Origin of the sequence: Oceanobacillus manasiensis, assembly GCF_000724085.1 — a bacterium.
Lineage (GTDB): Bacteria > Bacillota > Bacilli > Bacillales > Amphibacillaceae > Oceanobacillus_B > Oceanobacillus_B manasiensis.
On sequence record NZ_CCDL010000002.1, the window covers coordinates 802708 to 822851 of the forward strand.

The following is a 20144-nucleotide window of genomic DNA, read 5'->3' on the forward strand; positions in this document are numbered from 1 at the left end:
AATGGAGGACATACATATGCCCAATAAGTATAAACTGATATTACCATTCCTCGGACTATTATTACTTTTGACAGCTTGTGGTGAGGAAGACTATAATGGTGACTTTTCATATAATGTAAAGGATTTCACTTATACAAACCAGGATAACGAAGAATTTAATAGTAATGAATTAGAAGGTAAGTTTTGGGTTGCTGATTTTGTTTTTACAAATTGTGAAACAGTTTGTCCAAACATGACTTCTAATATGGCCGATTTGCAAAAAATGTTAAAAGAAGAAGGATTAGAGGACGTAGAGTTTGTCTCATTTAGTGTAGATCCGGAAAATGACACACCCGAAAAACTAAAAGAGTATGCTGCCTCAAGGGGAGCTACTTTTAATAATTGGAACCTTCTTACAGGGTATGAATTTCAAGATGTTAAAGAGCTTTCCATTAAATCTTTTAAAACCGCTTTAGAAAAAGCACCAGATTCTGATCAAATGATGCATGGTATTAGCTTTTTCATAGTAAGCCCAGAAGGAAATGCTATTAAGAAGTTCGATGGTAGGCAACCCGCTGAAATGGAAAACATTGTACAATACCTTAAAGAAATTTACTAATAAATACTTTACTTGCTAGGAAGCGTTAAAACATAACAGAGAAATTTTTTAACCTATGATTTAGAGAAAGCTGAACATATTCGGATGCTAATATCCCGATTACGTTCAGCTTTTTTGTTAGAACAGTTCATATAATCAGCAAGCTTAAACCCTTCTATTTCTACTGATGTAATCTTTTATACATCTTGCGAGATGGGAGACTTTAAGGTAGGATGTAGACAAGCTATATATCATTTAAAAGATTATAATATTTTTCTGGTTATAAGCAAATACAAACCTAAGAAAGGAGAGAGATTATGAGGAACCAACAACTTAGAGATATTGCTCAAGCCTTATATACTGTAAATAGACATGCCAAAACAGCTCCAGAGCCTCAACATCTATATTATATAAAAAAAGAAACCATAAACCGACTACTTAAAGAAAAGAAGGCAGACAAAGTTGGACTACATTTTTCAGATCATCCAAAATTCAGCAATCAACATTCTACATTACTTGTTAAAGTAGAGGATTATTATTTTCATATCCCGCCTTCAAAGAAGGATTTCCAACAATTGAAACATTTAGGTGCACTTGATGAAAATTATCGCAATCCACAATGCAAAATGTCCCTATCACAAGCTAAAAAAGTGATCTATGAATATATTGACTGGAAACCTCATTCTCCGTCGATAACCACAACCAAAAAATCAACCTACTATACTCCCTCTTCCTTGGGAAAAATGGAATGGCCACCGAGCAGAAAAACACATCGCTAGTTAGATGATGTTTTAAACCCTCTTTTATAAGGAATATCTTTAATAAAAGGAGGTCTTCCAAATGACTGAATTGAAAAATTTTATGTATGAATTGCACCGTTATGCTGATCAAACTCATACATTAAAAGATGCATATGAAAAATTGTCGCAGGAGGAAAAACAGCAAGTAATGGATACGGCACCGTCATCTATTAGGTCCCCTGAACAATTCTTTCATCCTGTCTTTTCTTGGTTAGAATCAATGCACAATGAATTTGAGGTTAAAAATGAAGATTAAAAAGTTTTACTACTCGTACGCAAGAAGATTCTCAAAGTAGTTTAACCCCTAATAACCGAACAAAATCGAAATTTAACCGAATGGGGTACCCCCCGAAAAGTTAAAGCATTCGAACTTTTGTTCGGTTAACGCTGTTATAAAGCATATTTAATAGAATGGTCCAGATAATATAAGGTGTCTACTTCACTCTAATAGGAGTAGAGTATTTTCACTTTTATTAGCTGTATTTTGTAAAAGCTATTTTCATTAGATTCCAAAGAACCAAACCTCCGCCAAAGCATGCTAAAGTCTGCAACAAAGCTTTTAAAGAAATATGAAACAATTCTGTTGATAAACCTAACAAAAAATATATAGAAGAAACAACCGTAAATAGAATAAAACTGATCATAATATAGCTTAATAGTGTATATGTTTTGTGTTTTATGAACCACTTAATAACTGGTTTAATCGATACATACCCAAGAACTAAACCAAGTGTTACTAGAATATAGAGTATATAATTTGGTTCCCCTGATTCATATTTTTGTGTGATTGTAATGATATGTATGAACAATGCTATACTTCCTTTCCTACTTCTTTTTAGCATTGTCCACGATAATGGTAGAATTTATACCAAAACTTTCCCTACCTCCAAAGCATAGTTTAATTATGCCCTGTCTTAATTTGTGCTTAATGGGTTGTTTTGTTCTAATTTCTTTTTTTGCAAAACCTTATCAGATTGCCTTTTTTCCAGTCGGAGTTCAATTTGGGATATTTCCCTTTCATCATCTAGTAGTTCTTGCTTATTTTGCTGGAAGAGTTGTTCAAAGTTTAACGTTTTTGGTCGCATATGATACACTCCTTTTAGGATTCTATATCAGTATACCCCATCTAGCGTAATTTACATCTAAATTTTTTGAACATTTTATAACATTTAAACAATGGAAAACTTAGGAGGATATAATGGAACATTTGTTAAACCAAAAATTAAAGCAAATTGAAATATCTGGTATAAGGAAATTTTTTAATATGGTGGCAGGAGAAAAGGATGTTATTTCTCTAACAATCGGGCAGCCTGACTTCCATACACCAGACCATATAAAACATGCTGCGGTAAATGCTCTTACCTTAAATAGAACAAGCTATACTCATAATGCTGGAATCCTAGAATTACGAAAAGCTATTGCTGCATATAATGAAGAGAAGTATCAGTTGAGCTATAACCCAGAAGATGAAATAATTGTTACGACTGGAGCCTCCCAAGCGATTGATATTACTTTTAGAGGAATATTAAATCCTGGAGATGAAGTTATTTTACCTGGACCTATCTACCCAGGGTACGAGCCACATATCAAACTAGCCGGCGCAAACGTAGTATACGCAGATACAACTAATGATGGATTCAAATTAACAAAAGAAAATTTACTCAGTCTCATTACAGAACGGACAAAATGTGTAGTTCTTCCTTATCCGTCCAATCCAACAGGCGCTTCTTTTACCAAGGAAGAGCTTAATGAATTAGTATCTGTATTAGAGGACAGAGATATATTTATCCTAGCAGATGAAATATATAGTGAACTAGTCTATGAAAGAGCACATTATTCTATAGCCCGCTTTGATTCTATGAAAAACAAAACAATTGTCATTAATGGTGTATCCAAGTCCCATTCTATGACGGGTTTTCGTATTGGCTATTTGCTTGCGCCAGCTTGGTTGGCCAAAGAACTGTTAAAAGTGCACCAATACAATGTTTCTTGCGCCTCTTCCATTAGTCAATATGCGGCACTCGAAGCATTAACAAATGGAAAAGATGATACTATAATCATGCGAGAGGCTTACAATGAAAGACGGGAATATGTGTATAAAAGATTGGTTTCAATGGGGATGTCTGTGAATAAACCAGAAGGAGCATTTTATTTCTTTCCGAAATTTCCTACGGAGAATATAGACTCTTTTCAGCTTGGTTTGGAGCTTGTTCGAAAAGGTAAAATTGCATTAGTTCCAGGTAGTAGCTTTTCACCTGTCGGGGAAGGATATATGCGATTATCTTACGCATATGATATAGACACAATTAAAAAAGCTTTAGATCGATTAGAAGGATTTTTACAACAGTAAAAGAAGACTTAACTAGTCAGCTTTGCGGGAATTTTGATTCTTCATATTATCATAAAGATTTAGTAGTCGATCAAGTTCTTGGCTTATTGCTACTGATTCTAAATTTGTAAAACCTTTTTCAAGAGCGACTTCGGTCATTTTTTTACGTAGAAATTCGATACGTTTCAAAAGCTTGTCTAATGCACACATTATCGTCGATGGTCTTCCCCCTTCTAGTTAATTTACTTTACTTTAGCATAAATTTACAGATTGTGACAAGTAATTTTATACAATATTGTTGATACTTATAATATATTTCATTTCTTATAACTAGAAGGGTTTTGAAACTCGATAACTATTACACACTATGCTACTATTAGAGAGAAATGTATTTTGGAAAGGATGTCTTCGGTGACCGAGCGAAAAAAGAAAAATGAATGGTTAGAATGGGCCAAAGCCATCATTATAGCTGTTTTAATTGCTCTTTTCTTACGTACTTTTCTATTCGCAACATCTATTGTAGATGGCGAAAGTATGGATCCAGCTTTAAAGGATGGAGAAAGAGTAATCTTTAATAAGTTAGTTTATCTCGTTGGTGAACCCGAACGCGGAGATATCGTCATCATCGAAAGGCCTCTAAAGAATTATGTAAAACGGATTATTGGTCTGCCTGGCGATACAATTGAGATCAATGGCAGTAGCCTATATATAAACGGGGAAAAATACGAGCAAACATTTCTCAGTGAAGAAGCAGAAATGCAAACAGGTAGTTATGGGCCAATCGAGGTACCTGAAAACAATTACTTTGTAATGGGAGATAATCGTGCGATTAGTAAAGATAGCAGGAATGGGCTCGGTTTTATAGAAGAGGAAAACATTATTGGAAGATCTGAATTTATCATCTTTCCTTTTGATGAGTGGTCGCTAACAAGATAAGTTCAACTCGCTACCTTGAAATTAGGGCCTTACTTACTGTTATGGCGGAATAAAAAAAGACAGACAAGCGGTCTGTCTTTTTTTTATCTCTCATTATCATATAAACAATAACCAATGTTCAATAAAAGGATTCCAAAACAAACGATTCCAAATACTGCCTCCACGCTAAGTGCACCCCCCTGAAAACAAATCTTATACCTAGCGACCTTACCTATTGTTTCCCTACTATCATATCAATATCTTCTCCCTAAATAAAGCAAAAATGTGATAAAATGAGGTTATATACTTGCATATGACAAACTTCAAGAGATTTCGGGAGGCTATCATGCTATATTGCCCTTATTGTGGATCATCTATAAAAAACAACGAACATTATTGTATAACATGTGGTGAAAAACTACCTCTAGATTTAAATGAGCGGTTTATTTCATCTAAGAAATTCAACAAACTATGGTTGCTCCCTCTTTCCGTTTTCTTTGGAATTATATTCTTTTCTGGTGTATTCTATTTAATTCTAGAAAATAAGACAAACGAGGCGGAGGCTTTATTTGCGAATGGTGAAGAACTTGTTTTAGAAGGGAAATACTCTGAAGCTGAAAAGGCATTTAAAACAGCGTTAGACTATAAGCCCCATTTCACACAAGCAGAAGTTTCTTTAAATTTTATGAATGAAGCGATCAAGGCAGAATCCTCACTCGAGGAGGCAGAAAAGCTTCTTAATGAAAATAATTTTCAAGAAGCACTATCCCTTATTAATGATTCTGAGAGCAATTTAAATACCTTTAATGGGCCTGGTGTAAATCGCCTCATTTCAAAAATCGGTGAAACAAGAAATAATATTAAGCTTGAGCAAATAAAGACTGTACTCAACAAAGATTCAAATATAGATGAATTAAAAATATTACTCTGGGATGCGGAAGCAATAGATAATACAGAAGCGAAAGAGATAACTACAAGCATCCGAGATCAAATAGTGGATTTCACTTATACAAAAGCGAATGAGCAATTAAACGGCAAACAATTTAATGACGCTCAAATTATCGTGGAGGACGGACTAAAGTATGCGCCTGATTCTGAGAAACTCCAAAGCCTGAAGACAACAATTGATAAAGAGCAGGTAGCTTTTGAATCAGCACAGGAGGAAAGAATTGAACAAGCTATGACAACAGCTGAAGAAGAAAGACAGCTGAATGAAACAAATGCTATCGAACTTGTGAATGTTGACTTGTCAAAGGATGATCAAGGAAAACTTGTTGTGCAAGGTGAAGTAAAGAGCATTGCGACAATACCTGTTAATTCTGTCTTAATAAATTATACTCTTAAGACAAAGGAAGGTAATGAAATACTAACTAACGAGGTGTTTGTCTTTCCGGATAAACTATATCCTGGCGAGAAGGGTAAATTCGAATACACCCATTTTGATATAGATGAAAAAGGAAAAAATTTGGATATTGAAGTACAAAAGATTACATGGTACACAGATTGATTTACTCTAAATGAGGTGTTTTTATTGCAAAAAAAGAAGTACGTACCAATTATTCTTTCTGTTCTATTACTCACGGCAGGAATCGTACTCACAGTTATGATATACAATTCATGGGATAAGGAAGACTTAACAGTCAACAACCCAACCATTAACAAAGTTAATGTTAATGTTCAAACATTAGATCTGAAATCAATCATTCATGAAGCGGAAAAAAATGTTATCCAAATTGAAGCCCAAAATGAAGAGAGTACGCTTACCGGTTCTGGATTCTTATATAATGAAAAAGGAGATATTATTACCAATGCTCACGTAATCCATGATGCAGATACAATATACGTGAGAACTGCCAACGCCCAAATATATCCAGCCGCCATTGTCGGTCTTGGCGAAAATCTCGACATCGCTGTCATAAGAGTTCCCCAACTCTCTGGTAAGAATTATTTAGAGGTTGAAAAAGATCTTGATGCAGAAATAGGAGATGAAATAATTGCCTTGGGTAGCCCTCATGGTTTTCAAAATACTGTGACCTTAGGCATCATATCAGGTGCTGAAAGAAATTTCTCAGTTGATGGATTTGATTACTCTAATGTTTATCAAATCTCTGCCCAAATTACTCATGGTAATAGTGGTGGCCCTTTAATTGACAGAAATACAGGAAAGGTTGTTGGCATTAATTCTGTAGGCACTGAGGATGGGACAATTGGATTTAGTATTCCGACAAAAGAAGTAATCGGTGATATAGAAAAATGGTCTAATGAAGCACAAACAGAGAATCTTGATTTCACAAGCACCACAGATATCATTGATACAGATAGTCCTGAGCAATTTGTAGAAGATGCCGAATACTTAATTGACTACTTCTTAGAGAGTATCGACATAAGGGATTATGTCAATGCTTATACCCTGCTCGGTAGCAATATGCAATCCCAGACATCGTATCAAGAATTTCGTGAAGGTTATATTCATATAGTAAAGTTAGAATATAGTGACCTCAACAGTGAGACCACCGAAAATGGCGTAGTCAAAACCACAGTGGATGTAGAGGTGGAGAGTAAACTCGAAAACAAAGAGAAAACAGATAAGAAGAAACTTACGTTCGAATTTACAATAGATTATGAAAATGACCAACTAAAAATTGTGGATATTACTGACCATCAAGAAAGTTAACTCCCCACTTACCTGTAACCTTATTTCGGTTACAGGTTTATTTTTTTAACTGGGTATTCGTCTATACAAATCTAAACTCTATACATATAGTATAACTGTAAGAACAAGGGGAGGTGAAAAGAATGGGTTACGGCTATGGCGGATTCGGCGGCTCATGTTGTGGCGGCGGAGGTAGTGGTTATGGAAATAACTTTGCACTAATCGTAGTGCTTTTTATTCTTTTAATCATTGTAGGTGCAGCTTTTTACTGCTAATAACAAGCTTGTGCTATTGTAATAATAGCACAAGCTACTTTTATTTACCCTGCTGACAATAACTGGGCTAATTTTCCAGGTGGAAGTGGTTTGCTAAAATAATAACCTTGCATTTCATCACAATTTTCTGCTATGAGAAATTCAATTTGGTCATGTGTCTCTACCCCTTCAGCAATTACCTTCATATTCAAAGAATGCGACATATGAATAATCGATTTCACAATTGCTTTGTTTTGCTTTTGTGATTCATCCATAAACGTTTTATCAATTTTCAATTTCGTAACTGGGAACACACTTAAATAACGTAATGATGAATATCCTGTTCCAAAATCATCAATGGAGACAAGCACCCCTAGCTCCCTTAATTGCTTTAAAGTTGTAAGAATATACTTTTCGTTAGTCATCGCCATACTTTCAGTAATTTCCAGTTCAAGGTATTTTGGCTCTAATCCTGTTTCCTTGAGCGTTTTCATTATCTTTGTGACAAGATTCTTTTGGTGAAATTGTTTCGCTGATAAATTAACACTGACAATGACCGGCTCATACCCTTTGCTTTGCCATAGTTTATTTTGTCTACAGGCCTCATACATAACCCAGTCACCAATCTCAATAATTAGCCCGGTTCTTTCTGCTAGAGAAATGAAATCCAACGGTGGAATATAGCCTTTTACAGGGTGTTTCCATCTAAGTAACGCTTCCATCCCTACTATTTCCCCTGTAAGTAAGTTCTTTTGAGGTTGATAATGTAACTCAAACTGATCTTTTTGTAATGCTTTTCTTAAATCACTTTCCATAGTCAACATTGACTTAAAGTTTTCTGAAATGGATGTTTCAAACATTTTATAATTGTTTCGGTGCTTTTCTTTAATTACATGCATCGCTGACTGCGCATGAGTAAGCAATGCTTCAGGTGATCCCCCATTATTTGGATAAACACTAATCCCGATGCTAATGGATGTATAAATGTCATTTTCCCCTATTTTTACCGGTTTCTCGAATTCTGCGATGAGTTCCTCAGCAAGCTTTACGGTATGCTCCTTTGTCTTTATTCCGTTTTGAAGCAATAGAAATTCGTCTCCGCCAATCCGAGCAATGAAAGTATCCGGCCCTAGAAAAGACTTTAATTTTTGGCTCAATGCTTTTAATAACTTATCACCAAATGAGTAACCGTGGGTCTCATTAATCTCTTTAAAATAATCTATATCAAGAAAATAAACTGCAGCAAGTTTCTGTTCAATTTTTGAATTGACTATTGCTTCATCAAGTATTTTCATAAAAAAGTTACGATTTGGTAAATCTGTTAACTCATCATAATATGCCATGTATTCAATCTGCTTTTCATTCTTTATCTTTTCTGTCACATTCTTTATCAGGAAAATTTTGGCGTTCTTTTTTGCATGATGATTAGCATAATCTATTACTTGAATATAAACAGGTGCACCGTTCCTTTTCCACCCTGTGATGATTCCGTTTTCTGGACCCTTCCACCAATTAACGCTTACTTTCTCCTTATTAAGCTGTAAAATCTCGCCTAAGCTCAGTGTTTTCAACTGGGCTCTCGAATACTGGAAGATTGACGCGAATGCATCATTACTGTCCAAAATTCGGTCTCCAGAAAGTATTAGTAAACCATCACTTTCATTTGCAGTATCATCTAGTTTAGAAGACACTGAGTCAGGAACAGAAAGAGATTTAAGAAGAATTCCAAAAGCCCCCTTTTCTAAGGGGATACTCTTGGCTTCAATAATGGTCGTATGATCACGACTTAATGGCAAAATGCAAGGGAAGTTCTCTGAAGCTTTTAATTTATCGTAATTAAAGTACTCCCTAATGTCTGCTGAAACATTATCTACATCGTATCCTATTAGATCATACGCTGAGTCAGTTCCTGCCAAAATTTCACCACTTTGACTGACAAACAGTATGGGCTCTTTTAAATTAGATAGCAACTCTTGATTAAATGGAAATAATTTGTCCCCCATTATTGTGCTCCTTCCACATTAGCCAATGATAATTTTCTCTTTAGGAAAACGATACTTACCGCTTTTCTTTCTGTTTTTAAAAGTAAATAATAGCGTAATGATCCCTACTCGTCCTATAAACATTAACAACATCAATATTATCTTACTAATTGGCTGTAAATCACTGGTGATGCCTAAAGATAAACCTACTGTACCAAAAGCGGAAGTGACTTCATATAAGATTTGGGATAATGAAAATGGTTCGATAATCGACATGATAAGCATGGACACGAACACGATCACGATGGCCAATAGTGCCACTGCCACTGCTTTAATCAAGTCTTCATCATACACTTCTCTTTTAAAAATACGAATACTGCTTCCACCGCGTGCATATGTAATGATAAAAATCACCACAAGGGCAAAGGTTGTAGTCCTGATTCCGCCCCCAGCACTGCTTGGAGAAGCACCAATAAACATTAATAACGACATAAACAAATGATTGGACTCCGTTAATTGGGTTACATCCATCGTCGAAAGTCCGCCACTTCGAGTTGTGACAGATTGGAACAAAGCGTAGAAAAAAGACTCATGCCATGATTTTCCTGCAAAAAAATGGTTAAAATCAAGAATATAAATGAATAACGCACCTATGACAACGAGCACAGAAAAAGTAAAAGTTGTTAATTTCGTGTACAAACTAAATCGCATTCTTCTCCTGTTTTCTTCCTTTTCAAATAGATACTCCTTAACCTCAATAAGAACAGGAAATCCAATAGCTCCAAAAATAATAAGTAGTATATTAATAAACTGTACAAAGTAATCATGCCGATAAGGGATTAAAGACTGGCCCGTTATATCAAATCCACCGTTAGTTATAGCACTAATCGTTCCAAAAAAACCTTGTAAGTATGCCTCAGCAGGTGAATCAAAATAACGTAAGAAATATGTACCCAAAACAATAAATCCAATTAGTTCAATGGTAAGTAGTACGAAGACGATTTGCTTAATTAAACGAACCATTCCTTCGAAAGTAGTCTGATTTTGATCAGCCATTATAAGCCGACGTTCTTTTAAACCAATCTTTTTTCCCAATAATAGCCAGATAAATGTACCAATAGCCATAATCCCCACTGCACCCAGTTGCAAAATGAAAGCTAAGATAAAAATTCCAGGAGTGCTAAGGGTGTTTGCTACAGTAATTGTACTAAGACCCGTAACACTTAAAGCACTTACTGCAGTAAATAAAATATCAATAAATTCAACACGTACATTCTCTTGGTAAACAAAAGGAAATGACATTAAAATTGTTGAAACAATTACCGCAAAAAAGTAAAAAACAAGTAACACCTGTACAGGTGATAATTTATTTATCCATTTAAATAGTGGATTCCAATACTTCATACTTCAAACTCCTAACGCTTAAAAAGATACCAATTGCTCACTTTTCTTTAAATATAAAGTCACTAACATTATAACAGTCAGTGATTAGAATTGCTTGTCATTTCGACAATTTTAGCCATTCATGAAAAAGGACTTCCTCACATTATCCTTTGCTTAAATGCTGGTAATAGGGACTTTCCCAGGTACCCTTCCTCCACTAAGGTAGATAGTAGTGTCTCTACCTTGCTCGTTTTATGGTCGACAAGTCTGCCAAGAAATAATACGTTCAGATTATCACCAATATCATTTACGCCTGTTATCGTTGTAATAAAAATGGCAGGTTCATTGCTTTCTGTTGTTATTTTTGCTCGTATAATAATTTCATTTTTTTCATCAAAAAGTCTGCGTAAAAATGCAGAATACTTGCGATTGACGTAAGCTTCTATCGTCCATCTTAACTGATCATCTTCTCTATTTATTATTAATCCATCCAATAAGTCTACTGAGTGGCGAATAATATCTTCTTCATTTGGTTCTAAAATTTGTAGGCTTTTTAATTTAAAGGTTTTCATAGTCTTCTTCCTCCATTTCAAATAGATAAAATTGAAACTTCATTTTGTGGGGGGCTTACTGCCAGTGAAGGCTAGATAAAGGCACTTTTTGATTAACACTAAAAGTGTATCAGAAAAGCGTTCAATTGAATATATTATTATAATTATAAAATGTTTTGGGCGCTTGGCAGTTGGGTAACTAATTAATAAAGGAGGCTTCATTGGGCGGGGCGTTCTTTACCTCCCCCACAAAAGAAGTTAAACGAATCGGACCTTTACTGGCAGTTAATGACCCAGAAAATGCCTGAATCCCTCTTTTTTTGAAATGGGTTCTAACTGACATTTAAGGTGGAATAAAAAAGCTGTGAGGAGAGATTAAAATGTCAGAACTATCATCATATAAGATACAATTGAATCAACATATTCACACCCAAGACATTGTAAAAATTAATCATTACGCTGTTAAGAACGATGTAAAAATGTACCTGTACCGTGATCACCTTATCGCAGATGCAAAAAAACTTCCAAAGATCTTGTCTTTTTTTCTACTATGTCGAAAAGATCAATCGCTCGTTCTCATTATTGATGGCGAGGATGCAAAAGAAGTATACCAAACGATTACACAATTACTTGATAAAACCATAAACACAGAAATTAGAAAAGAAAACATAATGGAAACAGATAAATCCATCCTTATTTAAATACATTACTAGACAAACACATTTTAAAAACGAGCCCAGTTTTATAACTGGGCTCGTTTTTTAATTCAACTTTAACTCTTCAACATGCTCGATGTTTATCCTTTCCATACTTTCCGTAAATAATCTTGCTTTTACATATAAAGAACAGTTTTTAATGTTTTTGATATTTGGAAGCACAATTGGATCTTGAGGGTAATAAATGTTTCCACTGCTAAGTTTTTTCGTTACCATACTCCCTGTAAATGTATGTTTCTTATCCTTTAGGGCAACAGAAACCAATGGTGACTGATGTTTAATTTCTATTGATTGTTCACCAATATATTGAATAGATTGTCGAACTTCTATCCCTTCCTGTACTTGGTTTACACTAATATGTAAAATAAAATCTCCGTTTTGCTTTGAAAAAGATTTAGGTTCTACCAAAAGCGTATTCCCCCTTACAATTTGTTGGTACATTAATATAGATAGACACAAAATAAGAAGTATACCAAAGAACATATATATTTTTTTCATTGTATCGCTCCTACTAAAAAGTGAAATGTAATGATTAGCTTTATAGTAAGACGAATAAACAGGTTGTAATGTTTCAACTTTTACAAATTATTAATAAAAAATGGAGATAAAAGGAAATTAATTGACGGTATATATCTCCCTCTTCTTAAGCATTATAAGTAGTGACATTCTCATGAGGAGGACACACAAATGACTGTTGGTAGCCAAGTAAAACAGACCATTGCTGGATTAAAGAGTGCTCAGGCAAGTTTTGAACAGTTTGCCTTACAAACAGAAAACAAACAAGCAAAAAAGTTATACGAAAGCGCAGCACAACAAACAATGTCTATTCTGCAATCTGTTGAACCTAGAGTTCAACAAATGGAGAATGAAGAACCACAATATAAAGGATTTTAATATATTTATGTCAAAGGATTGGTTTACCAATCCTTTGACTATTCCTTAAAGATTGGGTGAGAAAATGACCATAAAAAAATGGCTGTTTCTTATCGGCCTACTTTGTATACTTAGCAGTTGTGGGAACGAATCAGCACTAGAGCCTTCTAATAAAGCGAATGAGAAATTGGATTTGACTCATATTTCTACCAAGAATAACGATACGAGTCAGCATCCGGCTAACCAAGCTAAAGACGCATTGAGTAAATATAAAGAAATTACAGAGGTTAAAGCTGTAAATACTACAAAACAATTAATCATAGCTGTTCAAGTAGAACAAAATAAACGATTTAACCTCACCTCAATACGTAAGCAACTTCAGAAAGAAATGAAAAAAAAGTTCCCAGACCACAAAGTGGAGCTTACTACAGATAAAAAGATTGTAATTGAGTTAAAGAAACTGGAAGAAAAGTTGCAATCTGAGTCAATATCGAAGAAAAAAGTGGAAAAACGTGTGAAAGAAATTATAAAGCTATCCAAAGAACAGACTTAATGAAAAGAGTGAGGTAAAATGGCAGATAAAAAAAAGAAAAATTTACCACCAGAAGCTCAGAACTACCAAGCTTTTCAGGAAGAACGTGAAGTGAAACGTCCCGTATTGCTAAATTGCATAAAGGCATTCCTTGTTGGTGGTTTCATATGCTTTATCGGCCAGTTAATATCAACCTTCTATATATATTATTTTCATTTTACTGAGCAAACAGCTGGAAATCCTACCACTGCAACATTAATCTTCATTACTATGCTACTTACAGGATTTGGTATATACGATAGGATTGGTCAATTTGCTGGAGCAGGTTCTGCTGTTCCTGTTACTGGTTTTGGTAACGCGGTAATTTCATCGGCAATTGAATATAAAACAGAAGGATTTATATTAGGTGTAGGAAGTAATATGCTTAAGCTTGCCGGACCTGTCATTGTATACGGTGTTTTCTCAGCATTCCTCGTTGCCTTAGTAAAAACCCTTCTAATAAAATGGGGGGTTATCTGATGCTAAGTGGACACCAAACTTGGATTTTTGAAAATAAACCAACCATCATTTCCACTGGGGTTGTAGGGGGGCCTTTTGAAGCGAAAGGAAATATTCCGAAGGATTTTGACATTCTCCATGAAGATATGTGGCTTAAGCAGGATTCTTTTGAAAAAGCACAGCAGATGCTGATGGAAGAATCTTGTCAAATCGCATTAAAAAAGAGCAATATCGAGAAAGAACAGGTACAGTTTTTTATTAGCGGTGATTTAATTAATCAGATCACTCCTACTAGCTTTGCTGCAAAAACAATTGGTATCCCTTACCTTGGTATTTTTAGTGCTTGTGCAACTTCGGCAGAAAGCCTTGCACTCTCAGCTTATCTTATTAACAGTGGGGGTGCAGAGTATATACTTAGCGGCACTTCTAGTCACAATGCAACAGCTGAAAAGCAATTTCGTTACCCAACTGAATACGGTGGTCAGAAGCCCCCCACTTCACAATGGACTGTCACTGGGGCAGGATGTGCACTTATAGCTAAAGAAGGTGGAGGTCCTGTGGTCACCTCTGCAACAATTGGAAAAATCATTGACATGGGGATTACAGACCCATTTAACATGGGAGGAGCGATGGCCGCAGCTGCTGTAAACACAATCGAGACTCATTTTAAGGAAAGGAACGTTGACCCATCCTATTATGATCTGATTGTAACTGGTGATTTAGGACATATTGGAAGAGAGGTATCGCTTGACCTCCTTAAGCAGAGAGGTTTGAACATTAAGGATGCCCAATATGTTGATTGTGGTTTAACAATATACAGAGAAGGACAGCCGGTTATGGCAGGTGCAAGTGGCCCTGCATGTTCGGCTGTTGTAACATACGGCCACTTTTTGAACAAGCTGAAAAGGGGAGAGATCAAACGAATGTTGCTCGTCGCTACAGGGTCTTTACATTCCCCGTTAAGCATTCAACAAAAGGATCCTATTCCATGTATTGCACATGCCGTTTCCATTGAGTCAGGAAGTGATGGATTATGATTTTCTTCTGGGCGTTTGTTATCGGTGGAGCAATATGTGTTATCGGTCAGATTTTATTCGATGTATTCAAATTGAATCCCGGACAAACATTAACCATTCTGGTTGTAGTAGGAGCCATTTTGGACGGAGTGGGGTTATATGAGCCACTTATTGATTTTGCTGGCGCTGGAGCAACTGTTCCTATAACGAGTTTTGGTAACTCTCTTGTGCACGGAGCTATGCAAGAGGCAGAAAAGCATGGATTGGTTGGTGTTGTAACAGGTATGTTCGAAGTAACTAGTGCTGGTATATCAGCTGCCATTATATTTGGTGTAATTGGCGCTATAATCTTTAAACCAAAAGGATAGGAGGTGCCATCATGACAGTAGGATCCCAAGTTAAAACCTGTTTTGCTTCCGTAAAAAGTGCGGAAGCATCCTTGCAAATGTTAGCCGAGAAGTCCTATGATCAAAAATCCTATCAGGCCTTCAAGGAAACGGCAGTCATTATATCCGAGATAAAAAGTGACTTACAGAAACAGGTCATTTTACTAAGCAAAGAAGAACCACAATACAACTAAAAATTTTGGAAGGAAGAAAACGAGATGCCAGATTGGGTCATAATTATCGGAAAATCGCTTCTTCTTATTACCGTTTTATTTTTTCTAACCAAGTGGCTTGGGAAAAAGCAAATTTCACAACTCAATATATTTGAATACATTTCGGGAATTGTTTTGGGAGGCATTGTGGCAATTCACACAATCGATCCCGAAAGTAATATTTTTTATGGATTAATCGCCATGTCAGTATGGTTTTTAATTCCCTTTGCTGTAGAGTTTATTTCCTTAAAAAGTAAGTCATTTCGTAACTTTACTGAAGGAAAGAGTACTGTGTTCATTCAAGATGGAAAGATAATGGAAGACAATCTCAAGAAGGAAGGATATTCGACAGATGACCTGCTTGAAAAATTGCGGGATAATAATGTCTTCCTTGCTTCTGATGTTGAGTTTGCAGTTTTGGAGCCTTCCGGTACATTAAGTGTATTACCCAAAAAGGAAAACCAACCTCTGACAGCTAAGGATCTAGGTTTAAAATTAGCCCCCCAGAAAGAACCCCAGGCAGTAATTATGGATGGAAAAGTCTTATTAGAGCCTTTAGCAAACTTATCTTTAAACACAAATTGGCTAGAGACAGAACTAGATAAAATGAATGTCAGTATTGAAAATGTCTTCTTAGCTCAAGCTGATAATAATGGTCAATTAACAGTTGATCTATATGACGATAAGATTGCGGTCCCCGAGCCAACTGAGAAGCCACTTCTATTGGCAACCTTGAAAAAGTGCCAGGCAGATTTGGAACTTTTCGCACTAGCCACGAATAACGAAGAAACAAAACAAATGTATGAAAAGAACAGTCAAAAGCTTAAGACTGCAATCGATCTTGTACAGTTCTATCTAAAATAATCTTTTACAACTTATCTTTTTCGTGTAAAATGAAGAGCGGCATTCTTGCAATTAGACGAAAAGGACTGAATAGAAATGAAAGAAAAAATGAAAGCATACCGCTTCCCTCTTATCCTCCTTATTTCCATTATTATTGGATCTATTATTGGATTGGTTTTCGGGGAAGATGCTACGGCCATTAAACCGTTAGGAGACCTATTTATAAATTTACTTTTTATGATTGTTATACCCTTAGTATTCTTCACCATATCTTCTGCCATTGCTAGTATGAATAGCATGAAACGACTTGGTAAGATTATGGGTTCTATGATGGGCGTCTTTGTTGTAACAGGTATTATTGCGGCAGTTTTCATGCTCGTAGCAACGGTTATCTTCCAGCCAGGTCAAGGCGTAGATATTCCGCTAGAGACTCCTGAAAGCACTGAAGAAATGACACTTTCTGAACAGCTTGTCAACACATTTACTGTGTCTGATTTTGTAGATCTATTTTCTCGGCAAAATATGCTTGCACTTATTATATTTTCTGTATTAGTAGGTATTTCAACAGCTTTAACCGGAGAAAAATCAGCTGGTTTTAGCAAATTTCTGACAAGTGGCTCTGAAGTTTTCATGAAACTTGTCCAGCTAGTCATGTATTACGCACCAATTGGATTAGGGGCATACTTTGCAGCACTTATTGGAGAGTTTGGAGCAGATTTAATAGGAGATTATGCAAAAGCGGTAATTGTATATTATCCAGTGGCTGTTTTGTACTTTGCCATTGGTTTCACCCTATACGCTTTTATAGCTGGCGGTAAGCTTGGGGTAGTTCTGTTTTGGAAAAATATCCTTTCCCCTGCCGCAACCTCTTTAGGTACAGGTAGTAGTATAGCATCTCTCCCTGTAAACCTACAGGCAGCAAAGCGAATTGGAGTGCCCAAGGATGTTAGAGAGACCATTTTACCACTAGGGGCAACCATTCATATGGATGGCTCCTGTCTATCTGCCATGTTAAAAATTGCTTTCGTTTTTGGTGTCTTTAATATGGACTTTAGTGGTTGGGATACCTTCTTCACCGCGATTGGTATTTGTCTTCTCTCTGGTATTGTTATGAGTGGTATACCAGGAGGCGGTTTCATGGGTGAGATGATGATTATCAGCCTTTATGGGTTACCAATGGAAGCTTTACCAATTATTTCTGCCATTGGTGTAGTCGTGGATCCGCCAGCAACAATGGTAAATGTTACAGGAGATACAGTTTCGAGCATGCTTGTAACAAGGCAAATAGAAGGAAAAGATTGGATCAATCAAGCCGAAGTAAATTAGAGAAGAAACAATTTTTAAAAAGGGAATCAGAACGTAGTTTATACTACATTCTGATTCCCTTTTTTATTTGCATATTAAAATGTTATAGCAATTTTGCCAAATTGTTTATTTACCTCTATATAATCAAACGCATTCTGCATATCTTCAAGTGTAAAAGACTTATCAACAACAGGGTGCATTTTGAAATTTTTGATGTGGTCCAAAAGTGCTCTCAGTTCTTGTCTACTTCCCATGGTAGAACCAATTAACTGATATTGCCCATAGAAAAAGGAGCGTAGGTCAAAGTCGATGGTATCCTCTGTGGTTGCTCCGAAAACAACCATGCGTCCACCTTTCTTCAATACATCCAGGGAACGCTTAAAGGTAGCCCGACCAACACTATCAATAACTAGATCGACCTTCTCTTCTTCAAGTTGCTTTACCCAGTCTTCACTATCAAGTAGAGCAATATCTGCACCTAGTGATTTTGCTTTTTTTAGTTTCTCTTCACTTCTTGATGTCACAATAACTCGCGCACCTACATTTTTGGCGAATGAAATAAGATATGTAGATACTCCACTACCGGCTCCTGGGATAAATACCGTTTCCCCTTCTTTAATTTGCCCCTTTGTAAATAATGCTCTATATCCTGTTAAGGCAGATAACGCGAGTACGCCCGCCTCTTCCCAGGATAAATGGGATGGTTTGTGCTCTACTTGTTCACAGGATATTACAATCTTCTCAGCAAAAGTCCCATTGTCTGGCATGCCTAAAATATCAAATTCAGCAGGTGGGGCATCACTGTTTTCAAACCAACGCAAGCCAGGGTTAATAATTACTTCATCCCCTGCTTGCACATTTTGTACTCCACTGCCAATCGCTTCAATTACACCAGCACCATCTGAGCCCAAGATTAACGCCTCTTTATTTTCTCCTCGACGATTTGGAATATATAGATCCCGCCTGTTTAACCCTGCTGCTTTTATAGCCACCACAACTTGTCCTTCTCCTGGGGACGGTTCCTCCATATCTTTTACTTTTAACTCACCATATTCATGAACAAATGCTTTCAATGTTTTATCCCCTTTCTAGATATGTACTAAATTCTGCTAGACCTCTTCTACTCATTATATCTTCTGAAAAAAGCGGTACAAATACGAACTTTTGATCTTTAAACATCTTTTTAATTTTATGAATGTACTCTTGCTCATGTGCCCGGCGCTTTTCCAAAAACACTCCATCAGCTTCAACAGGCAGAATTTTATTCACAATTAACGAGTTCACATGTATGCTGTATTGTCCAAGCAAGTCTATTGCTTTTTTTGTTTCCAAAATAGGAAGTCTTTCCGCGTTTAACACAAAGTAAAATTCCGTTTGCGCTGAATCTAAAAGAATCTCTCTAACTTTCGAAAAACGGGCTTGCCTCGTTTTAAGGACATCATATATTGGATCCTCTACCGGCTCTCCATCATTTAGCAATTGTGAGTAATTTTTGTTTGCTTTTTGTCGCTTTTGGAGAAGCCCTTCAATCCAGACACCCATTAATTCTGGAAGAGAAAGCAATCTGATTGTATGACCTGTAGGAGCCGTATCAAATACTATTCTATCAAAATTTTCACTTTCCTCCAAAATAATTGAAATTAATTTATCGAATAAAGCAGCTTCATCTGCCCCAGGTGATGCCTTGGCTGTATCAAGCTGTCGATGCACCTCCTCTATCATTCCCACATGGACAATACCCTTAATATTAGATTTAACACGTTGTATATACGTTTCTGTTTCAATATCTGGATCAATCTCTAATGCAAATAGTTTAGTAGTAACACTTTTAATGCTTCCACCTATTTTACAATCAAAAATATCTCCTAAATTATGTGCAGGGTCAGTGGATACTAATAATGTTCGGTAGTCCTTTTGGGATAGATTCCAAGCCATGGCTGCAGCAGAGGTAGACTTACCAACACCTCCCTTGCCGCCTACGAATATTATTTTTTTTGTTTCTTCTATCAATTTATCTTCTCCTTTAAAAATAAATTTTAACAGCATCGAATTCCTGATAATGGTGATTTCTCCATTCCCATACGTAAATGCCAATCATGGAATTTCTCAATCATATATGGATAGAGCTCCAACGTATAGTAATAGACCGGGTTCGGAATACCTATCATTTCAGAATATAAAAGTAATAGGAACACATCGTCCTCATTCCGTAGTTCTCTAGCTATTTCTTGTCGATGTGGCATACTTAGAACCTCTTCATAATAGTCAATTAGTAGCTTGATCTTCTCTAGCATTATCCTATCTCTCCTTAAAACTTGC

26 protein-coding genes and 1 pseudogene are annotated in these 20144 nt (G+C 36.1%); 17 read left to right on the top strand and 10 right to left on the bottom strand.

Going from position 1 to position 20144, the window contains the following annotated elements; all coding sequences use genetic code 11:
* Nucleotides 1-16 precede the first annotated feature (16 nt).
* From BN985_RS13255 to BN985_RS13265, 3 genes are all read left to right on the top strand, one after another.
* Complete coding sequence (locus BN985_RS13255) at nucleotides 17-598, top strand: SCO family protein (protein ID WP_042223945.1); 582 nt, start codon at nucleotides 17-19, stop codon at nucleotides 596-598.
* A gap of 296 nt (nucleotides 599-894) precedes the next feature.
* Nucleotides 895-1356 (top strand): YkyB family protein, encoded by a 462-nt coding sequence (locus BN985_RS13260; protein WP_042223947.1) that lies wholly within the window; start codon nucleotides 895-897, stop codon nucleotides 1354-1356.
* Between the two features lie 61 nt (nucleotides 1357-1417).
* Complete coding sequence (locus BN985_RS13265) at nucleotides 1418-1633, top strand: hypothetical protein (protein WP_042223948.1); 216 nt, start codon at nucleotides 1418-1420, stop codon at nucleotides 1631-1633.
* 217 nt (nucleotides 1634-1850) lie between these two features.
* On the opposite strand, the gene BN985_RS13270 is transcribed toward BN985_RS13265, so the two are convergent.
* Nucleotides 1851-2186: a hypothetical protein gene (locus tag BN985_RS13270; RefSeq protein ID WP_042223949.1), complete on the bottom strand. Its 336-nt coding sequence runs from the start codon at nucleotides 2184-2186 to the stop codon at nucleotides 1851-1853.
* A gap of 105 nt (nucleotides 2187-2291) precedes the next feature.
* Nucleotides 2292-2462: an FbpB family small basic protein gene (locus tag BN985_RS13275; protein ID WP_084157550.1), complete on the bottom strand. Its 171-nt coding sequence runs from the start codon at nucleotides 2460-2462 to the stop codon at nucleotides 2292-2294.
* A 113-nt stretch (nucleotides 2463-2575) separates the two neighbouring features.
* Here BN985_RS13275 and BN985_RS13280 point away from each other — a divergent pair, with 113 nt between their 5' ends.
* Nucleotides 2576-3727: an aminotransferase A gene (locus tag BN985_RS13280; protein ID WP_042223951.1), complete on the top strand. Its 1152-nt coding sequence runs from the start codon at nucleotides 2576-2578 to the stop codon at nucleotides 3725-3727.
* Between the two features lie 12 nt (nucleotides 3728-3739).
* On the opposite strand, the gene BN985_RS13285 is transcribed toward BN985_RS13280, so the two are convergent.
* Complete coding sequence (locus BN985_RS13285; RefSeq protein ID WP_084157551.1) at nucleotides 3740-3916, bottom strand: aspartyl-phosphate phosphatase Spo0E family protein; 177 nt, start codon at nucleotides 3914-3916, stop codon at nucleotides 3740-3742.
* Between the two features lie 201 nt (nucleotides 3917-4117).
* Here BN985_RS13285 and lepB point away from each other — a divergent pair, with 201 nt between their 5' ends.
* The 4 genes and pseudogenes from lepB to BN985_RS19355 form a co-directional block, all read left to right on the top strand.
* Nucleotides 4118-4642 carry a signal peptidase I gene (lepB, locus tag BN985_RS13290; protein ID WP_042223954.1) on the top strand — a complete coding sequence of 175 codons (525 nt, stop codon included), beginning with the start codon at nucleotides 4118-4120 and terminating at the stop codon, nucleotides 4640-4642.
* A gap of 325 nt (nucleotides 4643-4967) precedes the next feature.
* Nucleotides 4968-6128, top strand: a complete 1161-nt coding sequence (locus BN985_RS13295) for a zinc ribbon domain-containing protein (RefSeq protein WP_042223956.1) — start codon at nucleotides 4968-4970, stop codon at nucleotides 6126-6128.
* 15 nt (nucleotides 6129-6143) lie between these two features.
* A complete protein-coding gene (locus BN985_RS13300; protein WP_232225588.1) occupies nucleotides 6144-7295 on the top strand; it encodes a S1C family serine protease in 1152 nt (383 codons plus the stop codon).
* 176 nt (nucleotides 7296-7471) lie between these two features.
* Nucleotides 7472-7549: pseudogene (locus tag BN985_RS19355) on the top strand (YjcZ family sporulation protein); the annotation flags it as partial.
* Between the two features lie 44 nt (nucleotides 7550-7593).
* On the opposite strand, the gene BN985_RS13310 reads toward BN985_RS19355, so the two are convergent.
* From BN985_RS13310 to BN985_RS13320, 3 genes are all read right to left on the bottom strand, one after another.
* On the bottom strand, nucleotides 7594-9531 hold the full coding sequence (locus tag BN985_RS13310; protein ID WP_052360681.1) for a putative bifunctional diguanylate cyclase/phosphodiesterase: 1938 nt from the start codon (nucleotides 9529-9531) through the stop codon (nucleotides 7594-7596).
* Nucleotides 9532-9549: 18 nt separating this feature from the next.
* Nucleotides 9550-10914: a TrkH family potassium uptake protein gene (locus BN985_RS13315; RefSeq protein WP_042223960.1), complete on the bottom strand. Its 1365-nt coding sequence runs from the start codon at nucleotides 10912-10914 to the stop codon at nucleotides 9550-9552.
* 137 nt (nucleotides 10915-11051) lie between these two features.
* Nucleotides 11052-11465 (bottom strand): YwpF family protein, encoded by a 414-nt coding sequence (locus tag BN985_RS13320; protein WP_042223961.1) that lies wholly within the window; start codon nucleotides 11463-11465, stop codon nucleotides 11052-11054.
* 359 nt (nucleotides 11466-11824) lie between these two features.
* On the opposite strand from BN985_RS13320, the gene BN985_RS13325 reads away from it, so the two are divergent.
* Complete coding sequence (locus tag BN985_RS13325) at nucleotides 11825-12145, top strand: HPr family phosphocarrier protein (RefSeq protein ID WP_042223962.1); 321 nt, start codon at nucleotides 11825-11827, stop codon at nucleotides 12143-12145.
* A 60-nt stretch (nucleotides 12146-12205) separates the two neighbouring features.
* On the opposite strand, the gene BN985_RS13330 is transcribed toward BN985_RS13325, so the two are convergent.
* Nucleotides 12206-12568, bottom strand: a complete 363-nt coding sequence (locus BN985_RS13330) for a hypothetical protein (protein ID WP_042223965.1) — start codon at nucleotides 12566-12568, stop codon at nucleotides 12206-12208.
* A 279-nt stretch (nucleotides 12569-12847) separates the two neighbouring features.
* On the opposite strand from BN985_RS13330, the gene BN985_RS13335 reads away from it, so the two are divergent.
* The 8 genes from BN985_RS13335 to BN985_RS13370 all read left to right on the top strand — a co-directional run bounded on the left by BN985_RS13335 (nucleotide 12848) and on the right by BN985_RS13370 (nucleotide 17846).
* Nucleotides 12848-13054, top strand: a complete 207-nt coding sequence (locus BN985_RS13335; protein ID WP_042223966.1) for a DUF1657 domain-containing protein — start codon at nucleotides 12848-12850, stop codon at nucleotides 13052-13054.
* Between the two features lie 64 nt (nucleotides 13055-13118).
* Nucleotides 13119-13586, top strand: a complete 468-nt coding sequence (locus BN985_RS13340) for a YhcN/YlaJ family sporulation lipoprotein (RefSeq protein ID WP_042223968.1) — start codon at nucleotides 13119-13121, stop codon at nucleotides 13584-13586.
* An 18-nt stretch (nucleotides 13587-13604) separates the two neighbouring features.
* Nucleotides 13605-14084, top strand: coding sequence for a stage V sporulation protein AC (gene spoVAC / locus BN985_RS13345; RefSeq protein WP_042223969.1), 480 nt, complete (start codon nucleotides 13605-13607; stop codon nucleotides 14082-14084).
* A complete protein-coding gene (spoVAD, locus tag BN985_RS13350; protein WP_042223971.1) occupies nucleotides 14084-15100 on the top strand; it encodes a stage V sporulation protein AD in 1017 nt (338 codons plus the stop codon). Before spoVAC ends, spoVAD begins: the two co-directional genes overlap by 1 nt.
* Nucleotides 15097-15447, top strand: coding sequence for a stage V sporulation protein AE (spoVAE, locus tag BN985_RS13355; RefSeq protein ID WP_042223972.1), 351 nt, complete (start codon nucleotides 15097-15099; stop codon nucleotides 15445-15447). The genes spoVAD and spoVAE overlap by 4 nt, the downstream gene beginning before the upstream one ends.
* 11 nt (nucleotides 15448-15458) lie before the next feature.
* Nucleotides 15459-15659 carry a DUF1657 domain-containing protein gene (locus tag BN985_RS13360; RefSeq protein ID WP_042223974.1) on the top strand — a complete coding sequence of 67 codons (201 nt, stop codon included), beginning with the start codon at nucleotides 15459-15461 and terminating at the stop codon, nucleotides 15657-15659.
* A gap of 24 nt (nucleotides 15660-15683) precedes the next feature.
* On the top strand, nucleotides 15684-16541 hold the full coding sequence (locus BN985_RS13365) for a DUF421 domain-containing protein (protein ID WP_042223976.1): 858 nt from the start codon (nucleotides 15684-15686) through the stop codon (nucleotides 16539-16541).
* A 75-nt stretch (nucleotides 16542-16616) separates the two neighbouring features.
* A complete protein-coding gene (locus tag BN985_RS13370; RefSeq protein ID WP_042223977.1) occupies nucleotides 16617-17846 on the top strand; it encodes a dicarboxylate/amino acid:cation symporter in 1230 nt (409 codons plus the stop codon).
* A gap of 74 nt (nucleotides 17847-17920) precedes the next feature.
* Here BN985_RS13370 and BN985_RS13375 read toward each other — a convergent pair whose 3' ends face one another.
* The 3 genes from BN985_RS13375 to BN985_RS13385 are packed head-to-tail and all read right to left on the bottom strand — an operon-like array spanning nucleotide 17921 to nucleotide 20119.
* Nucleotides 17921-18898, bottom strand: coding sequence for a quinone oxidoreductase family protein (locus tag BN985_RS13375; protein WP_042223978.1), 978 nt, complete (start codon nucleotides 18896-18898; stop codon nucleotides 17921-17923).
* Nucleotides 18899-18902: 4 nt separating this feature from the next.
* Nucleotides 18903-19835, bottom strand: coding sequence for an ArsA family ATPase (locus BN985_RS13380; protein WP_156960128.1), 933 nt, complete (start codon nucleotides 19833-19835; stop codon nucleotides 18903-18905).
* A gap of 26 nt (nucleotides 19836-19861) precedes the next feature.
* Nucleotides 19862-20119, bottom strand: coding sequence for a cory-CC-star protein (locus BN985_RS13385; protein WP_042223980.1), 258 nt, complete (start codon nucleotides 20117-20119; stop codon nucleotides 19862-19864).
* Nucleotides 20120-20144 lie beyond the last annotated feature (25 nt).

Excerpts from the sequence above, each read along its gene's own strand:
- BN985_RS13260 (WP_042223947.1), top strand. The coding sequence starts at position 895 with ATGAGGAACCAACAACTTAGAGATATTGCTCAAGCCTTATATACTGTA.
- spoVAC (WP_042223969.1), top strand. The coding sequence starts at position 13,605 with ATGGCAGATAAAAAAAAGAAAAATTTACCACCAGAAGCTCAGAACTAC.
- BN985_RS13365 (WP_042223976.1), top strand. The coding sequence starts at position 15,684 with ATGCCAGATTGGGTCATAATTATCGGAAAATCGCTTCTTCTTATTACC.
- BN985_RS13340 (WP_042223968.1), top strand. The coding sequence starts at position 13,119 with ATGACCATAAAAAAATGGCTGTTTCTTATCGGCCTACTTTGTATACTT.
- BN985_RS13265 (WP_042223948.1), top strand. The coding sequence starts at position 1,418 with ATGACTGAATTGAAAAATTTTATGTATGAATTGCACCGTTATGCTGAT.
- BN985_RS13370 (WP_042223977.1), top strand. The coding sequence starts at position 16,617 with ATGAAAGAAAAAATGAAAGCATACCGCTTCCCTCTTATCCTCCTTATT.
- BN985_RS13255 (WP_042223945.1), top strand. The coding sequence starts at position 17 with ATGCCCAATAAGTATAAACTGATATTACCATTCCTCGGACTATTATTA.
- BN985_RS13325 (WP_042223962.1), top strand. The coding sequence starts at position 11,825 with ATGTCAGAACTATCATCATATAAGATACAATTGAATCAACATATTCAC.
- BN985_RS13320 (WP_042223961.1), bottom strand. The coding sequence starts at position 11,465 with ATGAAAACCTTTAAATTAAAAAGCCTACAAATTTTAGAACCAAATGAA.
- BN985_RS13275 (WP_084157550.1), bottom strand. The coding sequence starts at position 2,462 with ATGCGACCAAAAACGTTAAACTTTGAACAACTCTTCCAGCAAAATAAG.
- spoVAE (WP_042223972.1), top strand. The coding sequence starts at position 15,097 with ATGATTTTCTTCTGGGCGTTTGTTATCGGTGGAGCAATATGTGTTATC.
- spoVAD (WP_042223971.1), top strand. The coding sequence starts at position 14,084 with ATGCTAAGTGGACACCAAACTTGGATTTTTGAAAATAAACCAACCATC.
- BN985_RS13360 (WP_042223974.1), top strand. The coding sequence starts at position 15,459 with ATGACAGTAGGATCCCAAGTTAAAACCTGTTTTGCTTCCGTAAAAAGT.
- BN985_RS13385 (WP_042223980.1), bottom strand. The coding sequence starts at position 20,119 with ATGCTAGAGAAGATCAAGCTACTAATTGACTATTATGAAGAGGTTCTA.
- BN985_RS13295 (WP_042223956.1), top strand. The coding sequence starts at position 4,968 with ATGCTATATTGCCCTTATTGTGGATCATCTATAAAAAACAACGAACAT.
- BN985_RS13310 (WP_052360681.1), bottom strand. The coding sequence starts at position 9,531 with ATGGGGGACAAATTATTTCCATTTAATCAAGAGTTGCTATCTAATTTA.
- BN985_RS13285 (WP_084157551.1), bottom strand. The coding sequence starts at position 3,916 with ATGTGTGCATTAGACAAGCTTTTGAAACGTATCGAATTTCTACGTAAA.
- BN985_RS13315 (WP_042223960.1), bottom strand. The coding sequence starts at position 10,914 with ATGAAGTATTGGAATCCACTATTTAAATGGATAAATAAATTATCACCT.
- BN985_RS13280 (WP_042223951.1), top strand. The coding sequence starts at position 2,576 with ATGGAACATTTGTTAAACCAAAAATTAAAGCAAATTGAAATATCTGGT.
- BN985_RS13335 (WP_042223966.1), top strand. The coding sequence starts at position 12,848 with ATGACTGTTGGTAGCCAAGTAAAACAGACCATTGCTGGATTAAAGAGT.